Source organism: Streptomyces sp. NPDC093510, from assembly GCF_040683555.1.
GTDB lineage: Bacteria > Actinomycetota > Actinomycetes > Streptomycetales > Streptomycetaceae > Streptomyces.
This window is the reverse complement of the sequence record NZ_JBFBEE010000017.1, coordinates 31,508-54,741: the sequence shown is the minus strand read 5'-3', so window position 1 is coordinate 54,741 and position 23,234 is coordinate 31,508. Positions and strand designations below refer to the sequence as shown.

Genomic DNA, 23,234 nt, shown 5'->3' with positions numbered 1-23,234 from the left:
GCTCAGCCCACCTCGTTCTCCGCGACCGCCCGGCCCTTCACCGTCACGTCCCCGCCGTAGAACATCCCGGTGAACACGGGGCTGTACGTCATCTGCACCTCGACCTCGACCTGCTGCGTGTTCGCCGTCACGCAGTGGGTGTTCGCCACGTCCGCGCCCTTGAGGCCCGCCTCCTGCACATACGCCGCGACCCGGGCGTCGCAGTTCTCGAAGTTGATGGGCGCGCCCTTCGCGCCCTCGTAGATGTCCTCCAGCTGGAGGTCCTGCGCGGCGTAGCGGGCGGCCTGCTCGGCGATGTCCGCGGCGCGTTCCCGCTTGGAGATGGAGAGGCCGCCGTCGATGACGAACGCCGCGAGCGCGAGGAAGACGAGCGCGAAGATGATGACGGCACCGGCGCCCGAGCCCCGGTCGTCGAGGCGTGTGCGACGGGACGCGATCCAGTCGCGTACGACAGCGCGACGCGTCACGCCTGCCTCCGGTACGGGTCGAGCGGGGAGCTGAAGGTGGCCTCCAGCGTCGTCGGGATGTCGAGGCCGAGCATGGCGAGTCCCCTGACCTCGCAGCTGACTTCGACGGTGAAGAACGGGTCGACCTTCTCGTCGAACCCCGTGCTCTTCTGGACGACGGAGACCGGGCCCGAGCAGACGTCGGCCAGGTCCGCCCGCGCCGCCTTGCGGGCCTCCGCGAGCGCCGTGCCGTGTTCCTTCTGGATCGATCCCGCGCGTGCGGCGTCGCGGGCCGCCCCGTCGATGGCTCCGCGGCCGTCGACGAGCTGGCCGAAGGCCACCAGGACCAGGATGAAGAGGATCATCACCGGGGCGAGGATCACCACCTCGACGGTGGAGAGCCCCCGGTCGTCACGGAGGCGGCACGCGGCCTCCCCCGGGCGGGATTTCCGCATCAGCCGTTGTCCTCCACGAACCGCTCCACGGGACCCGCCGACCGCGCGTGCACGTCCAGGTCGAGGCCGGGGAAGACCGTGGGGACCCGGGCCGTGATCTCCACGCCGACCGTGTTCTGTTCCGGCTGGATGGTCTTCACGTCGGGGCCGAGCACCAGCTTCGGGCCGAGCTGGCGGATGTAGGCGTCGGCCACGTCGCGTGCCTCGCCCCGCCAGCCGCCCGCGTTCTCGTCGGCCGTGGCGCGCGCCTTGCGGGCACCCGCCTGGGCCGCCGCCTGCGCGACGTGGTCGGCGAAGAAGTACAGCGCGAACTGCACCGTCGCGAAGATCATGAAGAAGAGCACGGGGGTGAGCAGCACGAACTCGATCGCGGTCATGCCGGATTCGCCGCGGGTGGAGGCGGCCTCCACCCTGCGGCGTACGAATCCACGCAGTCCCCGCGATCTCCGCACTCGAACCCCGTCGTCTTCCACGATGTGATGCCGTGAACGGCCGGTCAGCAGGTGCTGCCGGCGTCCGCGCCCTCGATGCAGTCGCTCACCTTGTCGGCGCCGCCCTTCAGCGCGGCGTTGATGACCGCGGCCACCACTCCGACGATCGCCACGACGACCGCCGAGATGATGACCCACTCCACGGCCGACGCGCCCCGGTCCAGCTCCCCGGAGCGGGCGCGCTGGACGCGGGTCTTCAGGAAGGTCACGAGGAAGTCGACAGCCGGGTGACTGAAGTTCCGTCCGTTCATGATGAGTTGTCCTCTCAGAGTTGGTGGGGGGAAGGAGCGCCGGCCCCCGTTGTCGCCGGCGCCATCTAGACCTGGAACACGCGCATCGCCGCAGGGAAGATGAGGAAGACCAGGAAGCCCGCGCACAGGAGCAGCTGCGCGACCAGCATCGACTGGGACTTCTCGCCCGCACTGCCCTCGATCTCGGCCAGTTCGCGGTGCCGCATCGTCTCCGCGCGGGAGGCGAGCGACTCGCGCACCTTCGCGCCGTCGTCCGCCACCAGCGCCAGGGACGCCGACAGGTCCTTCAGCTCTTCCACGCCCAGTTCCTCGCCGAGCGAGCCGAGGGCCTGCCACTGGCTGACGCCGGTGATGCGGGCGTCGGCCAGCGCGCTTCGGATACGTTGCGTCGCCCATCCGTCGGAGACCTCCGCCGCCGCCATGAGCGCCTCGGGGAGGCCGCGGCCGCCCGCGAGGCTCATCGACACCAGGTCCAGATAGGCGCCGATGACGCGGCGCAGGTCGCGCCGCTTGTCCGCCGCGTCCCTGCGTACCTCCAGGTCCGGCAGGAAGAAGAAGAGCGCTCCGAACATCAGCGCGAGCCACACCGGGATGATCGGGCTGCGGCCGACGTTGAGCGTGTAGATCACCGCGAAGAGGAACGGGCCGAAGAACACACCGGCCGCGGCCAGCAGCACCTTCGTCGCCAGGAACTTCTCCCAGCTGCGGTCAAGGACCGCGAGGTCGGCCCGGAGCGAGCGCTGTTCCCAGCCCTGCTGGAGGTAGAAGTCGGCGACCCGCTGGCCCACGCGGCCGCGCATCGTGCCGAAGCGGCCGGGGCTCTCCGTGTCGGACGTGGCCCGGTGCGACTCGTACGCCGCGCCGCGCGCCCGCATCGCGTCGATCCGGGCGACCGTCGCGACGGCGCTGCGCTTGGACGGCATCAGGGCGCGTATGAGGGCGAAGACGCCGAGACCGAGGGTCGCGCCGATCACCACCGGCATCGTCAGGCTCATCGACGTACCCCCTCGGACGGGTTGGTGTAGCCGGGCACGACCTGCTGGGCCGCGCCAGGACGGCCGAACTGCGGGGCCTGCTCGGGGCCGCCGGGCACGGGTGTGCCGCCGGGTCCCCGGGGGCGTACGAACTGCACGCCCGGCTCGTCCTTGACGAGGAAGCGGTCCGGCGTCTCCACCGTCGACAGCTTCCGCAGCCACCAGAAGCCGAGTGCGAACAGGGCGCAGACCATGGCGAGGACGAGCTGGCCGACGGGTGTGCCGTACGGCTCGACGAACTCGCGGTTGAAGATGGACAGGCCGAGGACGAAGGCGATGGAGACGGCGACGACGATCTGCACCGAGCGGCGGGTCGAGGCGCGCTGCGCCATGACGCGCTGGCGCATGTCGACCTCTTCGCGCGCCGACTTGGCGAGCGCGCCGAGGACCTGGCGCAGGCCGGGGCCGCGCAGCTTGGCGTTGAGGATGAGCGCGGCGACGATGATGTCCGCCGAGGCGTCGTCGATCTCGTCGGCCAGTATCTGCAGGGCCTCGGGGAGCGGGGTGCGCGCACGGAGGCGGTCCACGAGGGCGTCCAGGTGGGGGCGGAGCACGGGGGCGGCGGCCCGCGCGGACGCGGGGATCGCCTGCTCCAGGCCGACCGCTCCCGCGATGGTGTCGCGCAGCGATTCGGTCCAGGCGGCGAGGGCCTCGACGCGCTTCATCTGGGCGCGTTCCTCGGCGGCGCCGCCGAACAGCTTGTCCCAGAAGAAGACGAGGATGCCGGACGCGATGCCCGCCACCGCCCAGCGGGTGAGGAGCAGGACGACCAGGCCCACGCCGATCGCCGCCGAGCCGCGCCGGCCCACGAAGCGGACGAGTTCGCTCGCGCGCTCACTGGCCCGGTGCTTCTCGTGCTCGGGCTTGGGCGGCAGGCCGCGGACGGCGACGGCGAGCAGCGCGAGGCCGCCGCCGGCGGCGACTCCGCAGCCGAGTGCGTACAGGACGGGCAGCGAGAAGACTCCGCCCATGGAGCCCAACCCGTCGAGAGCGGCGAGTGTGGTCGTGTCGTGCTGGTTCATGTCGTGCTCACCCCCACTGCCCGGCGGGGCGGTAGCCGAACGCGGCCAGGTCGTCCATGCAGGCGATCGGCGCGTGCGCGACGACCCGGCCGTCGGGGGCCTCCGCGAAGACCTCGCTGGACAGGACGCGGCCGTCGACGCCGTTGACCTCGCGGACCGAGGTCACCATGCGCTGGAGCTTGCCGCCGGTCTGGTAGTTGTTGCGCCGCTGGATGAAGACGACGAAGTTGACCGCTCCCGCGACGAGCATCTGGCTCGCCTCGATGGGGAGCCGCTCGGACGCCTGGAGCGCGTACGTCGAGATGCGGTTGAAGACCTCGCTTGAGCTGTTGGCGTGGATCGTGGAGAGCGAGCCGTCGTTGCCCTGCGACATCGCGTTCAGCATGGTCACGATCTCGTCGCCGAGGACCTCACCGACGATGACGCGGGAGGGGTTCATGCGGAGGGAACGGCGGACCAGCTCGGCCATCGAGATCTCGCCCTGGCCCTCGGAGTTGGGCAGGCGCTCCTCGAAGGCGACGACGTTCGGGTGCAGGTCGGCGAACTGGTCGAGGCCGAGCTCCAGGGCCCGCTCGACGGTCACGAGGCGCTCGTGCGGCGGGATCTCGTTGGCGAGGGCGCGCAGCAGCGTCGTCTTTCCTGCGTTGGTCGCGCCCGCGATCATGATGTTCTTGCGGGCCCGGACGGCGCAGGCCAGGAAGTGACCGATCTCCGGCGTCAGCGTGCCGTTGCCCACGAGGTCCGACATGAAGACCTTGCCCATGCGGGCGCGGCGGATGGAGAGCGCGGGACGGCGCGTGACGTCCATGACGGCCGACAGACGGGAGCCGTCGGGCAGGCGCAGGTCGAGCTGCGGGTTGGCGGAGTCGAAGGGGCGGGACGACAGACCCGAGTACGCGCCGAGGACCTGGATGAGCTCGACGAGCTCCTCGTCGGTCTCGGCGACCGGGTCGGCCTTCGCCTCGCGGCCGTCGGCGTATCCGACGAAGACCTGGTCGCAGCCGTTGATGTCGATGTTCTCGACCTCGGGGTCGTCGAGCAGCGGCTGGAGCCGGCCGACGCCGAAGAGCGCGGCGTGCACGGCGGCGGCGTACTGCTCCTCGGTCTCCGCGTCGAGGGGGGTGCGCCCGGCGTTGATCTCCGCGCGCGCGTACTCCTCCAGGATCTGCGCGATGACGGCGCGGGCGTAGTGCCGCTCGTCCTCGCCCGACATCGGGGTGACGCCGGACACCTGGTCGAGACGGCGCTGCTCGGCGATGCGGTCACCGGCGTCCTGCCGGAACCGCTTGACGAGCTGGTGATCGACGGGTGCGCTCATCGGCCCGTCCCCGGCGTCTGCGCCACGGGGTTGGTCCAGGCGGCGCCGTACTGCTGGTACAGGTCGACGGTCACCTTGCGCGCGGAGCGGATGAGCAGCGACTTGTCGAGCCGCCCGCGGCGGCGTCCGGCCAGCTGGTCGGCGCCCGCCGGGTCGTCGGCGAGCGTGCCCACGACGCGCGCGCCGGTCTGCGCGGCCATCAGCATGTCGTTGACCTGGTGGACGAGCTTGGCCGAGGCCGACGGATCGGCGATCAGGAGTACGCCGATGAGGGGCTGCGCCAGGGAGGCCGCACCGCGCGGGCCGCCGTGCAGCTTGGTGGCGAGGGCCGCCGCGCGGTCGCGGACGCGGGCGATCGCCTCGGGCTCGGTGCGCGAGACGAGCAGCACGAGCGCCGCGTGCGGGAACAGCTCGACGGCGGGCCCGTCGCCACTGATCCGGCCGCAGTCCGCTATCACGTCGGCGGGCGCGTGCGGGGAGTCGGCGAGCTGGGAGAAGGCGCGGCCGAGGGTGGGCCAGAGCCCGGCGAGACCGGCCGCCTGCTCGGCGATGCCGAGCCCGACGAGCACTTCCAGGCCGCCGCTCAACGGCTGGGTGTGGTCCCAGAGTTGGTCGGGGACGAGGCCGCGGCGGGCGGTGGCCGCGATGGAGAGCATGCCGGTGTTGGGGTTGAGCGGGCCGCCGTGCGCGGCGGCGCTGCGGTAGACCAGGTCGCCGCCCGCGGGGTCGGTCTCCGCCACGAGCACGCGGCGCGGCCAGACGGCGGCGAGCGCGACCGCGGCGGTGGTGACGCCGGGGGAACCCTTGTCCGCGGCGAGAGCGATGAGCGCCATGTCTCTTTTACTCGCCTCTAGTTGTTGTCGTCGGAGATGCGGGCGACGACGGCCTTGCCCTCGGACGCCGCGCTCGCCAGAGCCGCGGCCTCCTCCTGCGGGACGACGAGGGTGATGTTGAGGTTGCCGGTGCTCACGGTGGCGTCGCTCCTGGCCGCGACGTTGTTCACCTTGGCGTCGGCGACGAGGGGCGTGCCACTCGCCGAGCCGCTGCTGCCGCTGCTGCCGCTGCTCGACCCCTTGCCGGTGGAGGTGCCGGAGAGGACCGGGAAGACGGCGACGGTGTCGCCGCTCTTGATGTCGGAGGGGTACTGGCCCTCCTTCAGGGAGAGGCCCACGGATGCCTTGCCCGCGGGCAGGCCGCTCTTGGCGCCGAACATCTCGCCGACCGCGACGACGCCGCCGGGGATGGTGCTCTTGGCCTTGAGCTTGGTGAGCGCGCCCCGCTGCTCCCACGGGACGTAATTGATGGAGTCGTCCTCGGCGACCATCACGCCGGTGATGTTCACGTTCTCCTTGGCGGATTCCCCGGCCTGGATGGGCTTGGTCACCTTCACGACCTCGATCCGGTCGCCCGCGCGCAGCACGAGCACGGTGGCGCCGAGCGCGCCGAGGAGGATGAGGAGGACGGCCAGCGCGGCCAGTGCCGGCTTGCGCTCGCGAGGCGGCGCGGGAAGGCGCTCACCGACGCCCGGCTGAACCGGTGCGGCAGAACGGTTGTTGCCCGCCCCCGCACGCTCCTGGATCTTCACGCAACTGCTCCCCGCACACCCAAGAAGATTCGGTCAATTTCCGTCATTCATGACACTCGCGGCTTTCCCGCCGCGCCGTGGAGTGACTGTTCAGTCCAGGCCCAGTGTCAAGTCATCGCACCGTATCAGCAGCACATAAGCCCCTCAAGGCGCGTTAAAGATCGCGAACCTCACAGCTCTCATCGTTATGCACGCGCAATCCGCACTCCCTGGTTCCCCTGCCGCTCCCGGGTCCCGGGAGACGGACATATGTGTGCGTACGCGAAGTCGGATCTCGCGCACAACAGGCCGCGGACGCCCCGGCGATGAGGACCGCACACGGTCCGCGCGAGGCCCTCGCGAGATCCCCGCGAAGCCCGTGCCATGATCCGTCAGCCTCAAGGGTGACGCCCCGGAGGCCGGGCCCGGTTCCCGCCCCGGAAGGCGGACCTCCCCACACCGCCCGCCTCTCCGGCATCACCTGCCGCCTCACTCGCGAAGGGACTCGGCTCCACCATGGGCACCCCCACCGAACACCCCCCACTCCTCCCCATAACCCACGCAACCCTGGCCGCGGACCCGAGACTTCTGGCAGCCGTACGGGACGTCGGCGCCCGGCGCGGCTTCGACTACACGGACGACGCGGCGACGGCGGCCCTCCTGAGCGAGCGCCGGAAGGCCGTGCGCGGGGCCGGGAACAGCGCGCCGGGCTGGCTGGGCGCGCTGGCGATCGTCGCGGGCGTCTGCTGGCCGTTCTTCGCCCCCGCGGTCCCCGCCCTGGCGGACAGGCCCCGGGGCGTCCTGTTCGGCCCGGCGGCCCTCCTGCTCGTCCTCGGGACCTGGCTCTGGGTGCTCGTATGGCGGCGCTGGAAGCGGGAGTTGCTGCATCCGCTCCTGACCGGCTACCGCGAGGTGATCGGGCTCGCGCAGGCGCACGGGGCGCCGGTGACACACATCCCGGACTGGCTGGTGGGCCGCTCGGACAACGGGAGCGGGAAGGGATCGGCGCCGATCCCTTCGTACGAGGGAGTGGGCGCCGCGCACCCCTCGCACGAGGGGACAGGCGCCTCACACCAGACATCTGCCCCCTACGCCCACCCCGCCCCTTCCGCCGCGAATGTCGCCATACCGGCCAAAACGCACGCTGTCACGGAATATGAGGCGCGGGCCGACGAAGGCGGCTGGCACGACGAGGCGGGCTGGATGCTCCTGTTCGCGGGCGGGATCGGCGTCGCCTGGGGCTACACGCAGGAGGCGCCGGTCGGCTATCTGGCGGGCCTTCTCGTTCCACTGGCGATCGTGACGTGGCTGGCGGGCAGCCGCCAGGGCCGGGAGAAGCGGCGGCTGCGCGAGGAGGCGGTGGCCTACGTACGGGCGCTGGCGGCGGCGCAGGCGGCAGGGGCGCGCGTCCCGGAACTCTCACCGGTCCTTGCGAAGTTGCTGGCCGAGGAATCGGGCGAATCCAGGGAATGAGCCCGCGCGATGAACCCGCCCCTTCCATTCCCCCTCTCACCTTTCGGCGCGAGGGGCACCGGCCGAGGTGGTTGAACGGCTAAGCAATTGCCGTACCGGCACACGCGGTTGACGCCATTTGGTACGGACCTTTCGCGCGTGCGGAGTGAAATCCGCAATACCTGTCACACGGTTCGCACGAAAGAGAAGCACCCCCCATGAATACCCCCACAAGAACCACTTTCCAGGGAACTCGCACGAGGGCCCTCCCCCGCAAGTCCTCCGTCGCCGCCGGTCTCGCCGCGACCGGCGCGGCCCTGGCGATGATCGCCACGTCCGCCCCCTCCGCGCACGCGATCATCGGCGGCACCGAGGTCCCCAACGACGCCTACCCGTTCATGACGGCGGTCCTGGAGAAGGGCGCGGGCAGCGCGCTCGACCGCCAGTTCTGCGGGGCCAGCCTGGTCGCGCCGGACATGGTCGTGACGGCGGCGCACTGCCTGGTCGACGACGCGGGCAAGCCGGTCAAGCCGAAGTCCCTCCAGGTGGCGGTGGGCCGCACGGTGCTGTCCTCCAAGCAGGGGCAGATACGCAACATCGCCAAGGACGGCGTGGCCGTGCACCCGCGCTACCTCAAGGGCAAGGAGGCGTACGACGTGGCCTTCCTCCAGCTGGAGAAGCCCGTCCGCGGCATCTCCGCGGTGGCACTCCCCACGCAGGGCACCGACGCGCTGATCCGCCCGGGCCAGAAGGCGACGGTCGCGGGCTGGGGCAACACGGACACGGAGCTGACCCACACGCCGGACCGCCTGCGCCAGGTGAGGGTCCCGATCCTCTCCCACGCGGAGTGCGGGACGAGCTACAAGGAGTACGACGCGAAGGTCAACTTCTGCGCGGGCGTCGAGACGAAGGACTCCTGCCAGGGCGACAGCGGCGGCCCCGTCTTCCGCAAGGTCCCCGGCCGCGAGGCGCCCATCCTGATCGGCGTCGTCTCCTACGGCGACGGCTGCGGAGCGCAGGGTGCCCCCGGCGTCTACACGTCCCTGAGCTCGGCGAAGCTCTGGAAGACGCTGGACGAGTCGCCGTCGGGCAAGAAGATCAAGCGGGCGCTGAACCGCCGCTGACGGTGAGGTGACCACGCCGGCCCGGGGCGCGCGGCCACGCCGCCCCGGGCCGTGCGCTCAGCCGCGCTCCCCCGTCACCCACGCGACCATCCGGTCGACGACCGCGGCGAGTTGTGCCGCGTCGGCCGGCCGCAGATGCTCGTCGGTGACGCGCCCGTCGGCCAGGTCTCCGAACTGCAGCTGCGCTTCGCCGGAGTTCCACACCGTCAGTTCGGCTAGCCGCTCCGGACCGTCGACGCCGAGGGACGCGCCCTGCTTGGCCCGGCCGGGGGCCGCGCCCTGCCAGGTGACCTCGTAGCCCGATGTGCCGGGCCCGGCGGCCAGCCGGTCGTACAGGGTCCGCAGGTCAGCCGGCTGCACCAGGGGATTCCTCGGCGAAGCGGAACGTCGACGTCACCGCGTCGAAGATGTCGAAGAAGGAGTCCGCGAGGTCGAGCACCTGGCTGCTGCCCGAGACGAGGGCGACCTTGCCCTCCTGGCCCGGGACCGGGATGAACGTCTGCATCAGGACGACGCGGATCGTGCGCTCGTCGCCGGGTACTGAGATGTCCTCGACGCCGTGTGTCCGGGCGGCGCGGCCGACGCCCGGGATGTCGACCGTCGTGACCTTCCGCCACGCGTCGCCCTCCCGCCTGGCCTCGCGCACGCCGAGCTGGGCGACGATGCGGTCCGGGTCGGTGGGGAGCACATCGCCGTCCGGGGTGCGGGCGCCGACCAGGGAGACGGTGACGGAGCCGGTGACCGGGGTGTCGCCGCCGAAGCTCTCCGCCATGCAGCCGCAGTACAGCGCGCCGGACTGCCAGGCGTCCTTCGACGCCTTGCGCAGGAACGCCTCGAAGGTCTCCCGGTGCGGGGCCAGTTCGGGGCGGGCGCGGACGCGGTCGTTGATCATCTGCCGGATGGCGGCGTCGCGCGACTCGGGCCGCACGTCGAACTCCCACCACGTCTCCGGCACCTTGATGCTGAATCCGCCGCGGGCGATGGTCTGCGGTGCTGTGTAGCGGGCCATGGCCGGCACCCTCTCCGTCCCCGGTCCGTTCCCGGTCCGGCTGTTCCTGGGCCGCCAGCCTAAGGGGCCGGACCCCGGGTGCTACTCGCCGGTGGTTCCGTCGATCCGCTCCCTGAGCAGGTCCGCGTGGCCGTTGTGGCGGGCGTACTCCTCGATCATGTGCGTGAGGATGTAGCGCGCCGAGTACGTGTCGCCGCGGAAGTCGACGGTGACGTCGAGGGAGTCCAGGGCGTCCACGAGCGCGCGGGAGCGGGCGCACTCCGCGTGCCAGACCTCGAACGCCTCGTCGGGGTCGGCGTCCGCCACCTCGAAGTCGGCGTGCTCGCCGGGGAGACGGCCCTGCCAGTTGGACCTGAGCGCCTCGCCGTTCAGCACGTTGCGGAACCAGCTGCGCTCGACCTCCGCGAGGTGGCGCACCAGTCCAAGCAGCGACATGTCCGACGGCGGGACGGCCCGCTCCTTCAGCTGCTCGGTGGTCAGCCCCGCGCACTTCATCGCGAGGGTCTCGCGCTGGTACTGGAGGAACGCGGTGAGCGAGGCGCGTTCGCCGGCGGGGGCGTACGGGGGCTCGGTCCTCGGCGGGGCCTCGGTGCCGGAGGGGGCGGTCCCAGTGGGAGCAAGGGTCTCGTCGGGCATCGGGCCATCATGCCGGACGACTTCCGGGCCCACTCCGTCAAGTCCCGGCAAAGAGGATGCATGCTACACGTTAATGGGCCCAAAGTTCTCGCCAAGTCCCCTCCCTCGACTTGGATCAAGGGAGGCCGACGGTCGACGATCGACGGGTCCCACGTGCGCCCGTGCCACCGGCGGCACCGGCCTCGTACTCGCCCATCACACAGGGGAACCGGTCCGACACATGAGTGACCTGCGGCTCGACGGAACGGTCTTCGAGGATCTGAAGAGGACGTTCAGCTCGGTCAGCGACCGGATGGACGCCGCCCGGCGCACGCTCAGGGGCACCGTCGGCGCGGGCAAGCTCGTCGAGGACGTGCACGAGTTCGCCGACGAGTGGGGCTACGGCATCAAGCAGCTCGGCAAGCACACCCAGGGCGCCGTCAAGATGATCAACAAGATCGACGACGAGTTCAGCAAGCTGGACCGGGCCCTCGCCGAATCGCTCAAGTCGACCCGGAAGAAGAGCAAGTAGCGTGGGTACCAGGCGACCCGACTTCCCCCACATAGGCTGGGACCCCACGCCGGGTGACGTCGAGGACACGCGGGCACTGGCCAAGAAGCTGGGCGGACTCGCCTCCGAACTCGGCACCGCGGTACGGGACCTGGAGCGGATCGAGTGCGGCGCCTGGAAGGGCAAGGCGGCCCTCGCCTTCACCTCGTACATCGGCGAGGACGTCACCCCTCTCATCCGCAAGAGCCACGAGTCCTTCGACAAGGCCTCCCGGGCGCTGCACCGGTGGGCCAAGGAGCTTGCGGACTTCCAGGACGAGGCCGACCGCCTGGAGAAGAAGGCCGGCGACAAGCTGGACGCCCGCTCCGAGGCGAAGCCCGACAGCGAGGAGTCCGCCAAGGCGTCGGGCGACGTCGACGGAGTCATCGGCGACGTCCACGACCTCGAGGACCGCTATGCCAAGGCCGCCGGGGCGATCAGCAAGGAGCTCGACAAGGCGGGCGACATCGCCCCGAACGAGCCCGGCTTCTGGGACAGGCTGGGCAAGGGCATCGCGGACGCGTGGGACGCCACCGGCGACTGGTTCGAGGACCACGCTGACCTGATCAAGGAGATCGGCGACGTACTGAGCCTGATCAGCAACGCCCTGGGCGTCCTGGCCATCATCACGGCCCCCTTCGAGCCCCTCGGCGCCATCTTCGCCGTCGGCGCCATGGCGACCAGCGGCGCGGCACTGCTGACCCATCTGACGGCCAAGGCGGCTGGTGCGGACGTGAGTTGGACGTCCATGACCTTCGACGCTCTCGGCGTCCTGCCCGGCGTGAAGGGGCTCACCGGAGGGGCCGCGCTCGCCAAGGGGACCAGCGCCGCCGCACGGGCCTCCCGGCTCGGCGCCGGCTACCGCGGCGTGACGAGCGTCGGCAAGGCGTACAAGCTCTTCGGGCCGCTGAAGGCCACACCCGTCGTCAAGCTCGGCGAGGGCGGCAGCCGCCTGCGGCTCGCCGCGGAGAGCGGACTGCAGAACTTCAGGGGCGGGCAACTGGCGGGCACCAAGACGCTCAACACGATCGGCTCCAAGCTGCCGTTCGTGAAGAGCGATGAGCTGCTCGCCCCGATGAGCAACGGCGGCCGCGCCCTGGACGCCGCCATCAAGTCCGGCCTGACGGGATACAAGGGCTACACCATCGCGCACACCGATTACGGAAACTGAGGGCCGGTTCCATGAACGCCACCGCACCGCCCCTCACCGTGGACATGGCCTCGCTGCCGCCCATGACCTTCGATCTCCCCGAAGGCATGCACGCCATCGAGATCTCTGCCGACGCCGAAGAACGCGCTGAAGTCGTACGGCAATTCGTGCGCGACGTCTATCCGCAGGGCGAAGAACCGCTCCGGGAGGCCTTGAACGCGTTGTACGCCGAGACGGCGGAGGGAATGCTGGCCGGTGGCGTCGCCTTCTTCGGCATCGGGTTGTACGAGATCGAGGGCGGCGGCGTCGCGCACTGCTCCCTCACCCTGTCGGTATTCGAATCCGGCTCCGTCGACCAGGAGGTGGTGGCCCAGGGCATCCGGGCCACGCTCGGCACCGAGCCCCTGAACGACGTGACCTGGCTCGACCTTCCCTGCGGGCCCGCCGTTTCGGCGATCTCCCTGCGGCGCCTCGTCATCGACGGCCGATTCACGCGGAGCGGGACGGACGAGGAACTCGTGATGGGCCAGTTCCAGGTGCACATCCCCTTTGGGAACGGCCCTTACACCGCGGTATTCACGCTGGATACGGCGTCCATGGAACAGTGGGAGGAATTCACCCATGCCGTCGCGGGCATCGTGGGGACCGTGGCGTTTCCCGCAGTTTCCGACGGTGGCATCTCCGACGGCGGCATCTCCCACGATGGCATCTCCCACGATGGCATCTCCCACGGTGGCGTCTCCGGTGACGGTGGGCTGAATGGTGCCGGGGACCCGCGGAAAGAAACGGTGCGCTGATGGACTGGTATCCGAACGCCGATGAACAGCTGCTCCTGCGCACCTCGGCCAGGTTCGCCACGGGGCTGGCGCCCGCGGTATCCGGCTCGCGGTGGTTCCGGGACTCGGAGCGGGCGGACATCCAGGCCGCGTTGGAATCGGCGGGGTGGCCCGCGGGCCCCACGTACGAGCTGCGTTCCGCGGGTGACAAGGCGGCCCGCCGTACCGGCCGCGCCCTGCTGGTGGGCATCCCGCTGATCGCCAACCTGATCGCGAACCTCGGCGGAGCCGCGGGCACTCCCCTGGGAGAGGTGCCGGGCCGGGGCAGGCCCGAGGAGCCCGGGAACGAGGTGGACGACTTCCCCGTCATGTGGGCCGCGCCCGGCACCCTCGCCAGGACCGTCCCCTGGCAGCTGGACCCCGGACGGCGCCCGGAGGGCTGCGCGACCGACCTGGTCCTGACGGACCGCCGCCTCCTCTTCCTCGCGACCCGCAGGGGCAGCCTGAAGGCCGACGTACTCGGCGAGTTCACGCGCGGGTCCGTCACGGGGGTGCGCCGCATGCGGTTCAGCGAGCTCGGCGCGGATGTGCGCGTCACGTTCGCCGACGGTTCATGGGTACGGCTGGCCGTCGGCAATCCGGACGACGCCGAGCGGCTCGGCCAGGTCCTCGACGGCTCTGTCCACCTGCTCACGGAGAGCGAGCTGTCCGAGGGGCAGTGGGAACGGGTGACACGCTTCATGGCCGACCTTCCCAAGACGGCGCACCCGCCGACGTACAGCCGCCTGGGCAGCGGCGTCACGCTGGTCGAGACCCGGGTTCCGGTGAAGGCGGGGACGGGCCTCTTCGATACGCACTCGATCGTGATGGACGACGCGGGAGAGCCCGCGGTGCCGGCGCCCGGCGATCTGTGAGCACCTCGTCCGCCCCTGCCACCTCTGTCACCTCTGCCGCCCCTGCCGCCCCTGCCGCCCCTGCCGCCCGCACAGTAAAGTGCCGCGGACGCACGCCGACGCCCGACGTCCGTCCACCGACAGGAGCCTCAGCCCTCATGAAGCGGACCCGAACTGCCCTGGCCGCGCCCGCTCTCGTCCTCGTCGCCACGATGGCCCTCAGCGGGTGCGGGGACTCCGACTCGGATTCGTCCTCCTCGGATTCCTCGGACTCGAGGTCCGACTCGAAGGGGTCCGCGAAGTCCCCGGGGTCTTCGGAGAAGACCGCCGACCCGGCCGCCACGCTCAGCCGTGCCGCCCTCACCAAGAACGAGGTCGAGGGGTACACGGTCAAGAAGCCCGACACGAAGTACGCGTTCGCCACGGCACAGGACCAGGTCAAGCTCGACAAGGCCGTCTGCGCCCCGCTCGCCTACGCGACGAACCAGCTTCCCCTCGGCACCCCGAAGGCCGACCTGATCCGCCTCGCCACGGGAGCGAAGGGGCCCGCCGACTTCACGTACGTCACGCTCGCCACCTACGCGAGCGGCGAGGCGAAGACGACCCTGGCCGACCTCTCCAAGGCGGTCCGCTCCTGCGGTACGGGCTTCTCGGCCAAGGCGAACGGCAACTCGGGCTCGTACTCCTCCGTCACCGCCGAGAACGCCCCCACGCCGAGCGGCGCCGACGAGTCGCTCGCCTTCAGGGTCACGACGAAGTACAAGGGCGTCACCCACACCATGCGCGCCCAGGCGGCCCGCCACGGCGACACCATCGCGGTCTACTACGCGGTGGACGGCATGGCCTTCACCCAGGCGCGCCCCGGCAACGCGGAGATCGGCCGGGCCGTGGTGAAGACGCAGAGCGCGAAGCTGCCGTAGCCCTTCAGCTCCTTCCGCCGGCTCCTTCCACCCGGCTCCTTCCACCCGGCTCCTTCCACCCGGGTGGGGCGGCGCGGCTGGATCTCGCGGGGCGCGGCTGGGAGCAGGCGCGGGCTTTCGGACACGGGAGGAGCGGGTCCGCCGGCCCCGGCCGGACCTCGGTCAGCCGATCGGTCCCCAGTCGCGCCGCGGCCGCTCGGCCTCCGCCGTGGTGCCGCTCGCGGGCGGCGCCGTACGCCGTCGCCCGGACCGCGCATCGCTGACCAGGCTCCCCGAGCCCCAGCCGCGTCACCCACCCGACGCGGTCGGCGAAAGCGCCGAAGGTCAGTCCCAGGCGACGATCTCCTGGCCCCGATACTTCCCCAGAACATCCAGAGAACGGGCCCCGGAACGGGCACGTGATCATGGCAAAGTAGTGCCCCGCGCAATGCGGCACCCGGCTTGAGTACCGTATGGATCGCGCCAACGGGGCCGAGATGCGACACAAATCCGGCAAGCGCGGCAAGTACGGCAGGACAGTAAGAACGGGGAGACATGTCCGGATCCGACCTGGTCGTCGACTTTCAGCTGCTCAACAAGTCGTCCAGCCAACTGAGCGCCATCCAGACCGAGTTCAAGAACCTCGGGGAATGGAAGGACGACATCAAGTCCGCGGTCGGCGCATCAGACATCAAGGATGCGATGGGCGACTTCGTCGACAACTGGGACAAGAACCGCAAACGCCTTCTCGAATCCCTCGAAGAGGTCGGGAAGATGGTCGACAACACGCGGGACGCGTTCAAGAAGCTGGAAGACCAGTTGTCGAAGACCGGCAAGAAGAAAGAGAAGTAGCCGCAGCGGCTCACGGACACTCGAAACAGCCGGAAAAGCCAGAAGAGCCAGAAGAGCCAGAAAAAATCGGGGGAGAGAGAAATGGCACGACCCAAGGACTGGCAGCCGCTGCGCGAGAGCGACCCCGTGCCGGGTGACCCCGTGGCGGTGCGCGAGCAGGTCAAGCACATGAAGAAGATCGCCGAGTACCTGCGCACGCAGGCCGAGGCGCTCAACGCCATGGCGGACGCGGACAACCTCAAGGGCAAGTACGCGGAGAAGCTCGGTGAGGACTCCCGCGCGCTCGGCCGCAAGCTCGACGAGGCCGAGGACCGCTATCGCGAGGTCAAGGGCCATCTTTCCGGCTGGGCCGAGGATCTCGAAGGGTTCCAGAAGCGGGCGGACAAGGCGCTCGGCGACGCCAAGGACGCCCAGCGCATCATCGACACCCACGAGAACAAGCCCGACGCCGACAAGAAGGACAAGGCCGGCGACAACGGCGACAACGACGGCAAGGACAAGAAGGGCGACAAGGGTTCCGACACCGAGGACCCGGCCCTGAAGAAGGCCAAGGAGGATCTGGCGGACGCCCGGGGGCGCCTCAACTCCGCGGCCGGGGACTACGACGAGCGTGCGGGCCACTACGCCGGCAAGATACGCAAGTCCATCGACGACGACATGAAGGACAGTTGGTGGAACGACTTCAAGGCCTGGGTCGCCGACGCCGACTGGATCGGTGACTGGGCGGACAAGCTCAGCTGGCTCGCCACGGTCGTCGGTATCGCCGCCATGTTCTTCCCGGCGCTTGGTGTGATCGCGCTCGCCCTGACGGCCATCGTGGCCGTCGCCCACCTGGTGCAGGCGGCGACAGGCAACGGTTCATGGTTCGACGTCGTCATGGACATCGGCGCGCTCAAGATGGCGCGCAACGGCGTGAAGGCCGCCAAGGCCATCAAGGCGTTGCAGCAGAGCTCCCGCAAGACCGCCGCGGGAGTGGCCAAGGAGGGCGCCGAGTCCAGCGCGGCCGCGACCCGCAAGAACGCCATGAAGAACGCGGCCAAGGGCGAGAAGAAGGGCGGTGGCAGGTCGGGCGGCGACCGCCAGCGGAACCGGGCCCGCCGCCTCAAGATGGAGCAGAAGAACCGCACGGCCGGCAAGAAGGCGGGCGAAGAGGTGCGCGAGGCCGAGATGCCGCAGATCACCGCGCAGGAGAAGGCCGGTGTCCTGGGCGACGCGAAGCTCGGCCAGCAGATGAAGGACATCAACAAGTGGCGTGACACCTACCCGGACAACACCAAGCTGGCGGACAACGCCCGCGAGGCCGCGCGCCAGAAGGACGTGCTCCGGGGGTCGTGGGCGGTCGGCACCGGTCTCGACGCCGCCGACAAGAGCGGCGACGCGGTCTCGGACGGCGAGTACAGCAGGATGAAGGACCGTATGACGCAGCCGCTGGGCTCGCGGTGGTGAGGAAGGGCGAGGAAGACGGCAGGTCGATGGCCAAGAAACGATCCGCCGGGGCGGACGACTCGCGGGGTTCCGACGGTGCAGACGGTGCAGACGGTGCGGGCCGCGCAGACGGTACCGGCCGCGCGGACGGCGCCAACCGCACCGACCGCACCGAACGTGCCCGCGGGGCCGACCGTGCCCGCGGGGCCGAACGGCGGGTGGCGCTGCGGCTCGGCGTCTTCCGGTGGGTCTTCCTCCTCTCCATGCTGCGCATGTTCGCGGCGCCGGCGACCGAGGACTTCTTCGACGAGCAGCTGGTGCCCTGGCCGACGTGGGACTGGGTGCTGTGCGCACTCGTACCCGTACTCCTGATCTACGTCTCGCGGCGTCCCGACGACTGGCGGAACCTGCGGGAGGACCACAGCCTCATCAAGTGGGCGCTCGTCCTGTATCTCTTCTACGCCCTCCTGGGAGCCATCGGCATGGGCCACGCGGTTCTCTGGATCGCCGTCGCCACGTCCCTCGCCGGTCTGGCCTGGATGTGGCATCTCAACCACAAGGAACAAGCACGTGCTGCCTGACCAGACCGAGTCGTCCGCCCCGGAGACACCGGCCACCGGCTACCGCATCCTCCTGCCCTCCGAATGGGCCCAGGTCCCTCTGCGCCACGGCACGGAGGACGCCGTCCGCCGCATCCTGGACGAGGCGTACGCCCGCATACCCGCCGACGCCCCGCGCGACAGGATCGGCCCGTACAAGCGCGAACTGGAACGCCGGTTCCGCGCGTCCGTCGCCGAGGCCCAGCAGAGCAAGGCCCTGGACCTGTACCTGCCGGTGAAGCCGATGGGCGACTTCACCGTCGGCGCCTCGATCCTCGTGTCGGAGTCGGTCGTGCCCCGGCGCCCGGGACAGCGCGAGGCCGCGGCCGAACCGACGGATGTGGCCGTGCAGTTGCTGTCCCGCGACGGCGTCGAGGACGCCGATCTGAGCTCGGGCGAGATCGACGGTGCGTTGGCGGTACGCCGTGAACACGTCGCCGACGCCGCTCCGGGCAAGGGCGCCGAGCTCGCCTCGCGGCGCGTTGAGTACATCCTGTCCGTGCCGGGCGACCCGGACCGCTGGTTCGTGGCCGCGCTCTCGACGGTCGGCGGCGGGGACCCCCGGGACGAGCTGGCCGAGGCCCTCGTCGAATGGTTCGACGCCGTGATGGCCAACTTCCGCTGGAGCCGGGCATGAGTGAGCTGTTCTGGCTGATCCTCGACATCGAGGACGTCGACGACGACGCCTGGGTCATGGTCCCGCCGCGGACCGGACGCGCGGCGCCCTTCCCCGAGTGGGACGACATCGGCGCGTGGGCCCGCGAAGTCGCCGAGGACCTGTGGACGGACAGCGACCTCGACCCCGGCCCCAACGGCGTCGACTTCGTCGCCAGCACCCTGGAGCGCAGCGCCGAGGCCTTCGCGCCGCCCGGCTCGGACCACTGGGTCTTCCTCCACGTCGACCACCCCGCCGATGCGCCGCTCCCGGTCATCGCGGCGATAGGCCCCGCGTCGGGCCCCCGCGAGGAAACCCTCCGAGCCCTCACGGAGGCGGACGACCCGACAGCCGTCGAACCCCCGGTCGTCAAGCCCTTCAAGTCCGACAGACTCGGCAAGGGCATGACCACCTTCCGCTACGTCCCCCAGGAGGACTCTCCCCACCTGCTGGCCTGCGTGCGCTACGCGTGGCAGGTCGAGGAACACGGGGCGGACGTCGTCATCTGGACGGCGTCCGAAGACATCGCGCATGTCATGCGGGCGGCGGAGGACCTGGAGGCGCTGGCGAGGACGTTGGGGGTCTGGGCGCCGTGAGCGGGGCGCCCCGCCCAGCCCCCCCTCTCCCCACCCCCCCTCTCCCCTCCTCGCACCAATAGCAGCAGCGAACCCCGGCGGCCCCTCAAGCACCCGGTGATTTGTAGGGCTTCGAACCCGTCGCACTGCCCAGCCTTTGCGTCACAACACGATCACATCCCACCGAAATGTAATGACTTGCCCGGATGGTGCCCCTGCAGAACCAGGGGCCCCCTGGGTAACGTCACTCCCTTGGACATGCCCCTTCGCCCCACCGGGAGCCGACCGTGAACCGCCGCACCCTGCCCGTCACCGCCGCGCTCGCAGCCACGGCGGCGCTGTTCCTGACAGGCTGCAGCAGCGACTCCGAGCCCGATGACAAGATCAAGGGAGCAGACCAGGGGAAGAGCTCCCATTCGTCGAGCTCAAAACCCTCACCGTCCGCCTCGGCCGAGGTCGCCGACTTCGGTCTCCCTGATGACATCAAGGTTGAGATCGAGTCGAACAAGACCGGCGACAAAGCGAAGGACCAGATCCTCAAGGAACAAGCTGAGGGGCTCATGGCCCGGCAGCGGCTCTTCGTGGACCTGGACCCGAATTCCCGCTACCTGACGCGGTATTACGCCGACGAGGCCCGCGACTTCTACGTCTCGGAAATCAAGAAGGCGAAGTCGGAAGGCCGCACCATCACCGGAACCTACCGATACTACGACCGGAAGATCGAGAAGAGCACCGACGACCTCGCCATCGTCTCCTACTGCGAGGACCGTTCCAAGGCGTACGCCAAGGACATCAAGTCAGGAAAGACGCGGAAGACGGAACCGACGCCGGAGGACTTCATCCGCAACACAGCAACGCTCAGGAAGACCCAGCACGACACCTGGCTGGTCCAGTCCTTCCGCGGCAAGACCTCGGCGCAGGAGTGCCGGTGAAGAGCATGACCCGCATCGCGTCGGCCTTGGGAATGGCCGCGCTGCTGACCCTCGGGTACGTGGGGACAGCGAGCGCCGGTGACGGCTCCGGGAGTTCAGGAAAGCCCCCTGCCGGCGAAGGCAGCGGTGAGGGTTCGTCCGGCAGCGGTTCCATCGGGGCACAGGTCCAGTACAAGACCAATTTCAAGGGCACGAAAGGGGCAAGCCAGATAGCCCCGAGCGAAGGCCCGTGGAAGCCCCCCTTGTGCTGGACCCAGCCGAAATTCACCGCCAAGCAGTACAAGGAAGAGCAGAAGAAGACCGCGCCCATCGACCCCAATACCGGAAAGGCCCTTCCCGGTTGGAACGACGGGAAGGACTTCCACGAGGGCGACAAGGGTGCCTGGTGGTACCGGACCTACGCCGTGAGCCAGCTCAAGTCGGGAAGTGTTGCCCCCGGGGACATGGAGAAGTGCACGACCATCAAAGGCGTGCAGTGGGTCGAGGAGGGAGACGCTCCGCAGGACGCCATATCCCCGCTCGCACTCGCCGGCCTCGCCTACGCCGAAACAAAACTCCCCGCCCCACCGGTCACGGTCCGCCCCGCCGCCGACAACCAGATCGTGAACCTGCCGACGCACGTCAAGTTCGACGCGCCTCTCGACCGGGTCTGGGTGACGGCCCGCTTCAACCACCTCGGCGTCGACCTCGCCGCCACCACGGTCGCGACGCCCGTCGCCCTCCGCGTCGACGCGGGCACGGAGTTCGCCGACCCCAAGACCTGCGACTACGACCTGACCAAGACCAAGTCCGGTTACCAGGTGGACACCTCGCGGGCCGGCTGCAACATCGCCTTCAAGAAGTCCTCGGGTGACGGTTCCTATCCGCTGCAGGCCCAGGTCAGCTGGAAGGTGACCTGGACCGACTCCGCGGACCCCGACGGCCCCGCCCGCCAACCGGCGCTGCCCGACGGGTTGTCCACCTTCGAGCAGGACGTCACGGTCAAGGAGGTCCAGTCGGTCAACCGGTGAGCGTCTGCCTCCGCGTCACGACACGGTGACAGTCGGCCAGGATGCGGTGTCTTGCCCCGCTATCGACCCTGGCGGATTCCGCGACCTCACAGCTAACGTCGGCTCGCTGGAGACACCCCTCGCCCCACCGGGAGCCGACCGTGAACCGCCGCACCCTGCCCGTCACCGCCGCGCTCGCCGCTACCGCCGCCCTGCTCCTGACGGGCTGCGGCAGCGGGGACGACGGTGGCTCTAAGGACAAGGACAAGATCGCCGGAGCCGACGACGGCTCGGCGAAGCCGAAGAAGTCGGCGGACCCGTCCGGCGCTCCGGCCGCCGACAAGCCGGACGGCGTCGACGTATCGCTGCCGAAGAGCATGAATCTCGTCTTCGACTGGGCCAAGCCGAAGGACAAGGACGAGGCAGCGGCGATGAATGACGCCGCGAACTTCTTCCGTGCCATCTATCGAGGTGTCGACAAGCGCACGGACAAGGAAGCAGCCGTGACCGCCTACGCCACCGGCGGCGGACTCCACTACGCGAAGACCCAGATCAACAGCTGGATCGACGGCGGCTGGACGGCAGACGGCACCCTGCGCCATTACCAGGCGACCACCCGGTCCACACCGAACGGCAAGTCGGTCGAGGTCGCGTTCTGCGCGGACGCCAGCAATTTCTACGGCAAAGAGATCAAGACCGGAAAGATCCTCAAAACCGAGAAGAGCATCAAGGACTTCGACCACTACAAAATCGTGATGGTCAAGTACCCCACGGGCGGGGGCCTTTGGCAGGCGTCCAAGGTGTTCGTCGAGACGAAGGCGGAGAAGTGTCAGTGAACAGATCACGGCGCGCAGCCGTCACCACCGCAGCGCTGACGCTCGCGCTCAGCGCTCTCGTTCTCACCGAAGCCGCGTATGCCGGGAAGCCGGTGGGGTCAGGCAAGGGGGCCGACGCGGAACAACAGGGCGGCACCGACAAAGCCGGCACCGGCATCTACGCCGCCGCCCAAGTCAAGTACTCCGGAGCCGTCGCCAAAGGCAACGGTCGAGGCAACGTCGCTTCCTCAGACGTCACTTGGAATCCCCCACCGTGCTGGTACGCCCCGATGTACGGCGCCAAGGAATTCAAGAAGAAGATGTCCAAGGAGCTCAAGGACGCCGCGAATACGCCCGGGATGACCGGGCACGCGGGCGCGGCGATCAATGAGCTCCAGCGCCACTACGAGGACGACTACGGCTGGACTGACACCCCCGGCTACAAGGACTACAACGTCGACAAGGACGGCGAGGGCATGTTCTGGGCGGCGGTCGAGAACCCCACCGAGCCGGACATCCTGAAGCGCTCCTCGTGCAGCGACATCCCCTTCTGGGTGGAGAACGGCGAGGCCCCGCCGCCCCAGTACGAGGAAGCCATCTCCCCGGAGATCCTCGCGGCCCTCGCCTACCAGCACATGGAGCTCCCGAAGACCAAGGTCACCCTCGCGCCCGACGGCACCACCAAGGTCAAGCTGCCCACGTGGGCGTGGCTCGACAAGGCGGAGTTCGACGAGGTCGAGGCGACCGCGTCCATCGACGTCCCCGGCTTCAACATCTCCGCGACGACGACCGCGGCCCCCAAGTCCCTCACCCTGGACCCCGGCACCGAGGAAGCGACCACTCTCCCCGCCGACGGCGAATGCCCCATCGTCGGCGACAGGATCGGCGAGCCCTACGCACAGGGCAAGGCCAAGGAGACCCCGCCCTGCGGCATCGTCTACGGCCGCTCGTCCGCCGGCGCCACGTTCCCCCTGAAGGCCTCCCTCACCTGGGAGATCAGCTGGACGGGCACGGGCCAGAACACCCCGGTGGGCATGCCCGACGGCAAGATCGAGGCCGTACAGGAGATCACCGTCGAGGAAGTCCAGTCGATCAACCGTTGACCAGCGCCTCGCTTCACCCGGCAGTCGGACGTGGAGGTCGGACTTCCTCATGACCCGGAACTGCTCATCGATCACGTCGGCCATCTTGCGGAACTTGCGGCGCTTGCGGCCGAGTTCGGCCACTTCCTCCGTACCGCCTCGGCCAACTCGTGATCGATCTTGTCGTACGTCTTGGCAGCCGTAGAAGTGAACGCTGTGAATCTTTCCCAGGCCCCGCGAGCACTTCTTTACGGCGGCGAG

General features: G+C 69.8%; 28 protein-coding genes. 16 read left to right on the top strand and 12 right to left on the bottom strand.

Annotated elements, in window-relative coordinates; translation table 11 throughout:
- Window positions 1-2 precede the first annotated feature (2 nt).
- From AB0N81_RS26600 to AB0N81_RS26560, 9 genes are all read right to left on the bottom strand, one after another.
- The gene (locus tag AB0N81_RS26600; protein WP_365362534.1) at window positions 3-467 is read right to left on the bottom strand and encodes a pilus assembly protein TadG-related protein; all 465 of its coding nucleotides are present in this window, start codon (window positions 465-467) and stop codon (window positions 3-5) included.
- Window positions 464-901 (bottom strand): TadE/TadG family type IV pilus assembly protein, encoded by a 438-nt coding sequence (locus tag AB0N81_RS26595; RefSeq protein ID WP_365362532.1) that lies wholly within the window; start codon window positions 899-901, stop codon window positions 464-466. The genes AB0N81_RS26600 and AB0N81_RS26595 overlap by 4 nt, the downstream gene beginning before the upstream one ends.
- Complete coding sequence (locus AB0N81_RS26590; RefSeq protein WP_223828450.1) at window positions 901-1,278, bottom strand: TadE family protein; 378 nt, start codon at window positions 1,276-1,278, stop codon at window positions 901-903. The genes AB0N81_RS26595 and AB0N81_RS26590 overlap by 1 nt, the downstream gene beginning before the upstream one ends.
- Before the next feature lie 119 nt (window positions 1,279-1,397).
- Complete coding sequence (locus tag AB0N81_RS26585) at window positions 1,398-1,643, bottom strand: hypothetical protein (protein ID WP_365362530.1); 246 nt, start codon at window positions 1,641-1,643, stop codon at window positions 1,398-1,400.
- A 65-nt stretch (window positions 1,644-1,708) separates the two neighbouring features.
- Window positions 1,709-2,638 carry a type II secretion system F family protein gene (locus tag AB0N81_RS26580; protein WP_365362528.1) on the bottom strand — a complete coding sequence of 310 codons (930 nt, stop codon included), beginning with the start codon at window positions 2,636-2,638 and terminating at the stop codon, window positions 1,709-1,711.
- A complete protein-coding gene (locus AB0N81_RS26575) occupies window positions 2,635-3,699 on the bottom strand; it encodes a type II secretion system F family protein (protein ID WP_365362526.1) in 1,065 nt (354 codons plus the stop codon). The genes AB0N81_RS26580 and AB0N81_RS26575 overlap by 4 nt, the downstream gene beginning before the upstream one ends.
- Before the next feature lie 7 nt (window positions 3,700-3,706).
- Window positions 3,707-5,017 carry an ATPase, T2SS/T4P/T4SS family gene (locus AB0N81_RS26570; protein ID WP_365362524.1) on the bottom strand — a complete coding sequence of 437 codons (1,311 nt, stop codon included), beginning with the start codon at window positions 5,015-5,017 and terminating at the stop codon, window positions 3,707-3,709.
- Window positions 5,014-5,850, bottom strand: a complete 837-nt coding sequence (locus AB0N81_RS26565) for a hypothetical protein (RefSeq protein WP_365362522.1) — start codon at window positions 5,848-5,850, stop codon at window positions 5,014-5,016. Before AB0N81_RS26565 ends, AB0N81_RS26570 begins: the two co-directional genes overlap by 4 nt.
- Before the next feature lie 17 nt (window positions 5,851-5,867).
- On the bottom strand, window positions 5,868-6,602 hold the full coding sequence (locus AB0N81_RS26560) for a hypothetical protein (protein WP_365362520.1): 735 nt from the start codon (window positions 6,600-6,602) through the stop codon (window positions 5,868-5,870).
- Between the two features lie 495 nt (window positions 6,603-7,097).
- On the opposite strand from AB0N81_RS26560, the gene AB0N81_RS26555 reads away from it, so the two are divergent.
- Window positions 7,098-8,054, top strand: a complete 957-nt coding sequence (locus AB0N81_RS26555; RefSeq protein ID WP_365362518.1) for a hypothetical protein — start codon at window positions 7,098-7,100, stop codon at window positions 8,052-8,054.
- Window positions 8,055-8,251: 197 nt separating this feature from the next.
- A complete protein-coding gene (locus tag AB0N81_RS26550; RefSeq protein ID WP_365362516.1) occupies window positions 8,252-9,157 on the top strand; it encodes a serine protease in 906 nt (301 codons plus the stop codon).
- Between the two features lie 57 nt (window positions 9,158-9,214).
- Here AB0N81_RS26550 and AB0N81_RS26545 read toward each other — a convergent pair whose 3' ends face one another.
- The 3 genes from AB0N81_RS26545 to AB0N81_RS26535 all read right to left on the bottom strand — a co-directional run bounded on the left by AB0N81_RS26545 (window position 9,215) and on the right by AB0N81_RS26535 (window position 10,802).
- On the bottom strand, window positions 9,215-9,517 hold the full coding sequence (locus AB0N81_RS26545) for a hypothetical protein (protein ID WP_365362514.1): 303 nt from the start codon (window positions 9,515-9,517) through the stop codon (window positions 9,215-9,217).
- The gene (locus AB0N81_RS26540) at window positions 9,504-10,166 is read right to left on the bottom strand and encodes a hypothetical protein (protein ID WP_365362512.1); all 663 of its coding nucleotides are present in this window, start codon (window positions 10,164-10,166) and stop codon (window positions 9,504-9,506) included. Before AB0N81_RS26540 ends, AB0N81_RS26545 begins: the two co-directional genes overlap by 14 nt.
- Before the next feature lie 81 nt (window positions 10,167-10,247).
- Window positions 10,248-10,802, bottom strand: a complete 555-nt coding sequence (locus AB0N81_RS26535) for a DinB family protein (RefSeq protein ID WP_365362510.1) — start codon at window positions 10,800-10,802, stop codon at window positions 10,248-10,250.
- A gap of 220 nt (window positions 10,803-11,022) precedes the next feature.
- On the opposite strand from AB0N81_RS26535, the gene AB0N81_RS26530 reads away from it, so the two are divergent.
- From AB0N81_RS26530 to AB0N81_RS26465, 14 genes are all read left to right on the top strand, one after another.
- Window positions 11,023-11,313 carry a hypothetical protein gene (locus tag AB0N81_RS26530; RefSeq protein ID WP_365362508.1) on the top strand — a complete coding sequence of 97 codons (291 nt, stop codon included), beginning with the start codon at window positions 11,023-11,025 and terminating at the stop codon, window positions 11,311-11,313.
- 1 nt (window position 11,314) lies between these two features.
- Window positions 11,315-12,502, top strand: a complete 1,188-nt coding sequence (locus AB0N81_RS26525; protein ID WP_365362506.1) for an enoyl-CoA hydratase/isomerase family protein — start codon at window positions 11,315-11,317, stop codon at window positions 12,500-12,502.
- Window positions 12,503-12,513: 11 nt separating this feature from the next.
- Entirely contained in the window at window positions 12,514-13,278 is a 765-nt protein-coding gene (locus AB0N81_RS26520) for a hypothetical protein (RefSeq protein WP_365362504.1), read from the top strand.
- The gene (locus AB0N81_RS26515; protein WP_365362502.1) at window positions 13,278-14,171 is read left to right on the top strand and encodes a hypothetical protein; all 894 of its coding nucleotides are present in this window, start codon (window positions 13,278-13,280) and stop codon (window positions 14,169-14,171) included. Before AB0N81_RS26520 ends, AB0N81_RS26515 begins: the two co-directional genes overlap by 1 nt.
- 137 nt (window positions 14,172-14,308) lie before the next feature.
- The gene (locus tag AB0N81_RS26510) at window positions 14,309-15,070 is read left to right on the top strand and encodes a hypothetical protein (RefSeq protein ID WP_365362500.1); all 762 of its coding nucleotides are present in this window, start codon (window positions 14,309-14,311) and stop codon (window positions 15,068-15,070) included.
- A 534-nt stretch (window positions 15,071-15,604) separates the two neighbouring features.
- Window positions 15,605-15,901: a hypothetical protein gene (locus AB0N81_RS26505; protein WP_365362498.1), complete on the top strand. Its 297-nt coding sequence runs from the start codon at window positions 15,605-15,607 to the stop codon at window positions 15,899-15,901.
- Window positions 15,902-15,982: 81 nt separating this feature from the next.
- Window positions 15,983-17,347, top strand: coding sequence for a putative T7SS-secreted protein (locus AB0N81_RS26500; RefSeq protein WP_365362496.1), 1,365 nt, complete (start codon window positions 15,983-15,985; stop codon window positions 17,345-17,347).
- Between the two features lie 26 nt (window positions 17,348-17,373).
- Complete coding sequence (locus AB0N81_RS26495) at window positions 17,374-17,907, top strand: hypothetical protein (RefSeq protein WP_365362494.1); 534 nt, start codon at window positions 17,374-17,376, stop codon at window positions 17,905-17,907.
- Window positions 17,897-18,562 carry a hypothetical protein gene (locus AB0N81_RS26490; protein WP_365362492.1) on the top strand — a complete coding sequence of 222 codons (666 nt, stop codon included), beginning with the start codon at window positions 17,897-17,899 and terminating at the stop codon, window positions 18,560-18,562. Before AB0N81_RS26495 ends, AB0N81_RS26490 begins: the two co-directional genes overlap by 11 nt.
- Window positions 18,559-19,176: a hypothetical protein gene (locus tag AB0N81_RS26485; RefSeq protein ID WP_365362490.1), complete on the top strand. Its 618-nt coding sequence runs from the start codon at window positions 18,559-18,561 to the stop codon at window positions 19,174-19,176. The genes AB0N81_RS26490 and AB0N81_RS26485 overlap by 4 nt, the downstream gene beginning before the upstream one ends.
- Window positions 19,177-19,442: 266 nt before the next feature.
- On the top strand, window positions 19,443-20,087 hold the full coding sequence (locus tag AB0N81_RS26480; RefSeq protein WP_365362488.1) for a hypothetical protein: 645 nt from the start codon (window positions 19,443-19,445) through the stop codon (window positions 20,085-20,087).
- Window positions 20,084-21,097 (top strand): hypothetical protein, encoded by a 1,014-nt coding sequence (locus tag AB0N81_RS26475; RefSeq protein WP_365362486.1) that lies wholly within the window; start codon window positions 20,084-20,086, stop codon window positions 21,095-21,097. Before AB0N81_RS26480 ends, AB0N81_RS26475 begins: the two co-directional genes overlap by 4 nt.
- Window positions 21,098-21,237: 140 nt before the next feature.
- Window positions 21,238-21,912, top strand: coding sequence for a hypothetical protein (locus AB0N81_RS26470; RefSeq protein ID WP_365362484.1), 675 nt, complete (start codon window positions 21,238-21,240; stop codon window positions 21,910-21,912).
- Complete coding sequence (locus tag AB0N81_RS26465) at window positions 21,909-22,994, top strand: hypothetical protein (protein WP_365362482.1); 1,086 nt, start codon at window positions 21,909-21,911, stop codon at window positions 22,992-22,994. The genes AB0N81_RS26470 and AB0N81_RS26465 overlap by 4 nt, the downstream gene beginning before the upstream one ends.
- Window positions 22,995-23,234: the final 240 nt, after the last annotated feature.

Excerpts from the sequence above, each read along its gene's own strand:
- AB0N81_RS26595 (WP_365362532.1), bottom strand. The coding sequence starts at position 901 with ATGCGGAAATCCCGCCCGGGGGAGGCCGCGTGCCGCCTCCGTGACGAC.
- AB0N81_RS26590 (WP_223828450.1), bottom strand. The coding sequence starts at position 1,278 with ATGACCGCGATCGAGTTCGTGCTGCTCACCCCCGTGCTCTTCTTCATG.
- AB0N81_RS26585 (WP_365362530.1), bottom strand. The coding sequence starts at position 1,643 with ATGAACGGACGGAACTTCAGTCACCCGGCTGTCGACTTCCTCGTGACC.
- AB0N81_RS26580 (WP_365362528.1), bottom strand. The coding sequence starts at position 2,638 with ATGAGCCTGACGATGCCGGTGGTGATCGGCGCGACCCTCGGTCTCGGC.
- AB0N81_RS26575 (WP_365362526.1), bottom strand. The coding sequence starts at position 3,699 with ATGAACCAGCACGACACGACCACACTCGCCGCTCTCGACGGGTTGGGC.
- AB0N81_RS26570 (WP_365362524.1), bottom strand. The coding sequence starts at position 5,017 with ATGAGCGCACCCGTCGATCACCAGCTCGTCAAGCGGTTCCGGCAGGAC.
- AB0N81_RS26565 (WP_365362522.1), bottom strand. The coding sequence starts at position 5,850 with ATGGCGCTCATCGCTCTCGCCGCGGACAAGGGTTCCCCCGGCGTCACC.
- AB0N81_RS26555 (WP_365362518.1), top strand. The coding sequence starts at position 7,098 with ATGGGCACCCCCACCGAACACCCCCCACTCCTCCCCATAACCCACGCA.
- AB0N81_RS26550 (WP_365362516.1), top strand. The coding sequence starts at position 8,252 with ATGAATACCCCCACAAGAACCACTTTCCAGGGAACTCGCACGAGGGCC.
- AB0N81_RS26540 (WP_365362512.1), bottom strand. The coding sequence starts at position 10,166 with ATGGCCCGCTACACAGCACCGCAGACCATCGCCCGCGGCGGATTCAGC.
- AB0N81_RS26535 (WP_365362510.1), bottom strand. The coding sequence starts at position 10,802 with ATGCCCGACGAGACCCTTGCTCCCACTGGGACCGCCCCCTCCGGCACC.
- AB0N81_RS26530 (WP_365362508.1), top strand. The coding sequence starts at position 11,023 with ATGAGTGACCTGCGGCTCGACGGAACGGTCTTCGAGGATCTGAAGAGG.
- AB0N81_RS26520 (WP_365362504.1), top strand. The coding sequence starts at position 12,514 with ATGAACGCCACCGCACCGCCCCTCACCGTGGACATGGCCTCGCTGCCG.
- AB0N81_RS26515 (WP_365362502.1), top strand. The coding sequence starts at position 13,278 with ATGGACTGGTATCCGAACGCCGATGAACAGCTGCTCCTGCGCACCTCG.
- AB0N81_RS26510 (WP_365362500.1), top strand. The coding sequence starts at position 14,309 with ATGAAGCGGACCCGAACTGCCCTGGCCGCGCCCGCTCTCGTCCTCGTC.
- AB0N81_RS26505 (WP_365362498.1), top strand. The coding sequence starts at position 15,605 with ATGTCCGGATCCGACCTGGTCGTCGACTTTCAGCTGCTCAACAAGTCG.
- AB0N81_RS26500 (WP_365362496.1), top strand. The coding sequence starts at position 15,983 with ATGGCACGACCCAAGGACTGGCAGCCGCTGCGCGAGAGCGACCCCGTG.
- AB0N81_RS26495 (WP_365362494.1), top strand. The coding sequence starts at position 17,374 with ATGGCCAAGAAACGATCCGCCGGGGCGGACGACTCGCGGGGTTCCGAC.
- AB0N81_RS26485 (WP_365362490.1), top strand. The coding sequence starts at position 18,559 with ATGAGTGAGCTGTTCTGGCTGATCCTCGACATCGAGGACGTCGACGAC.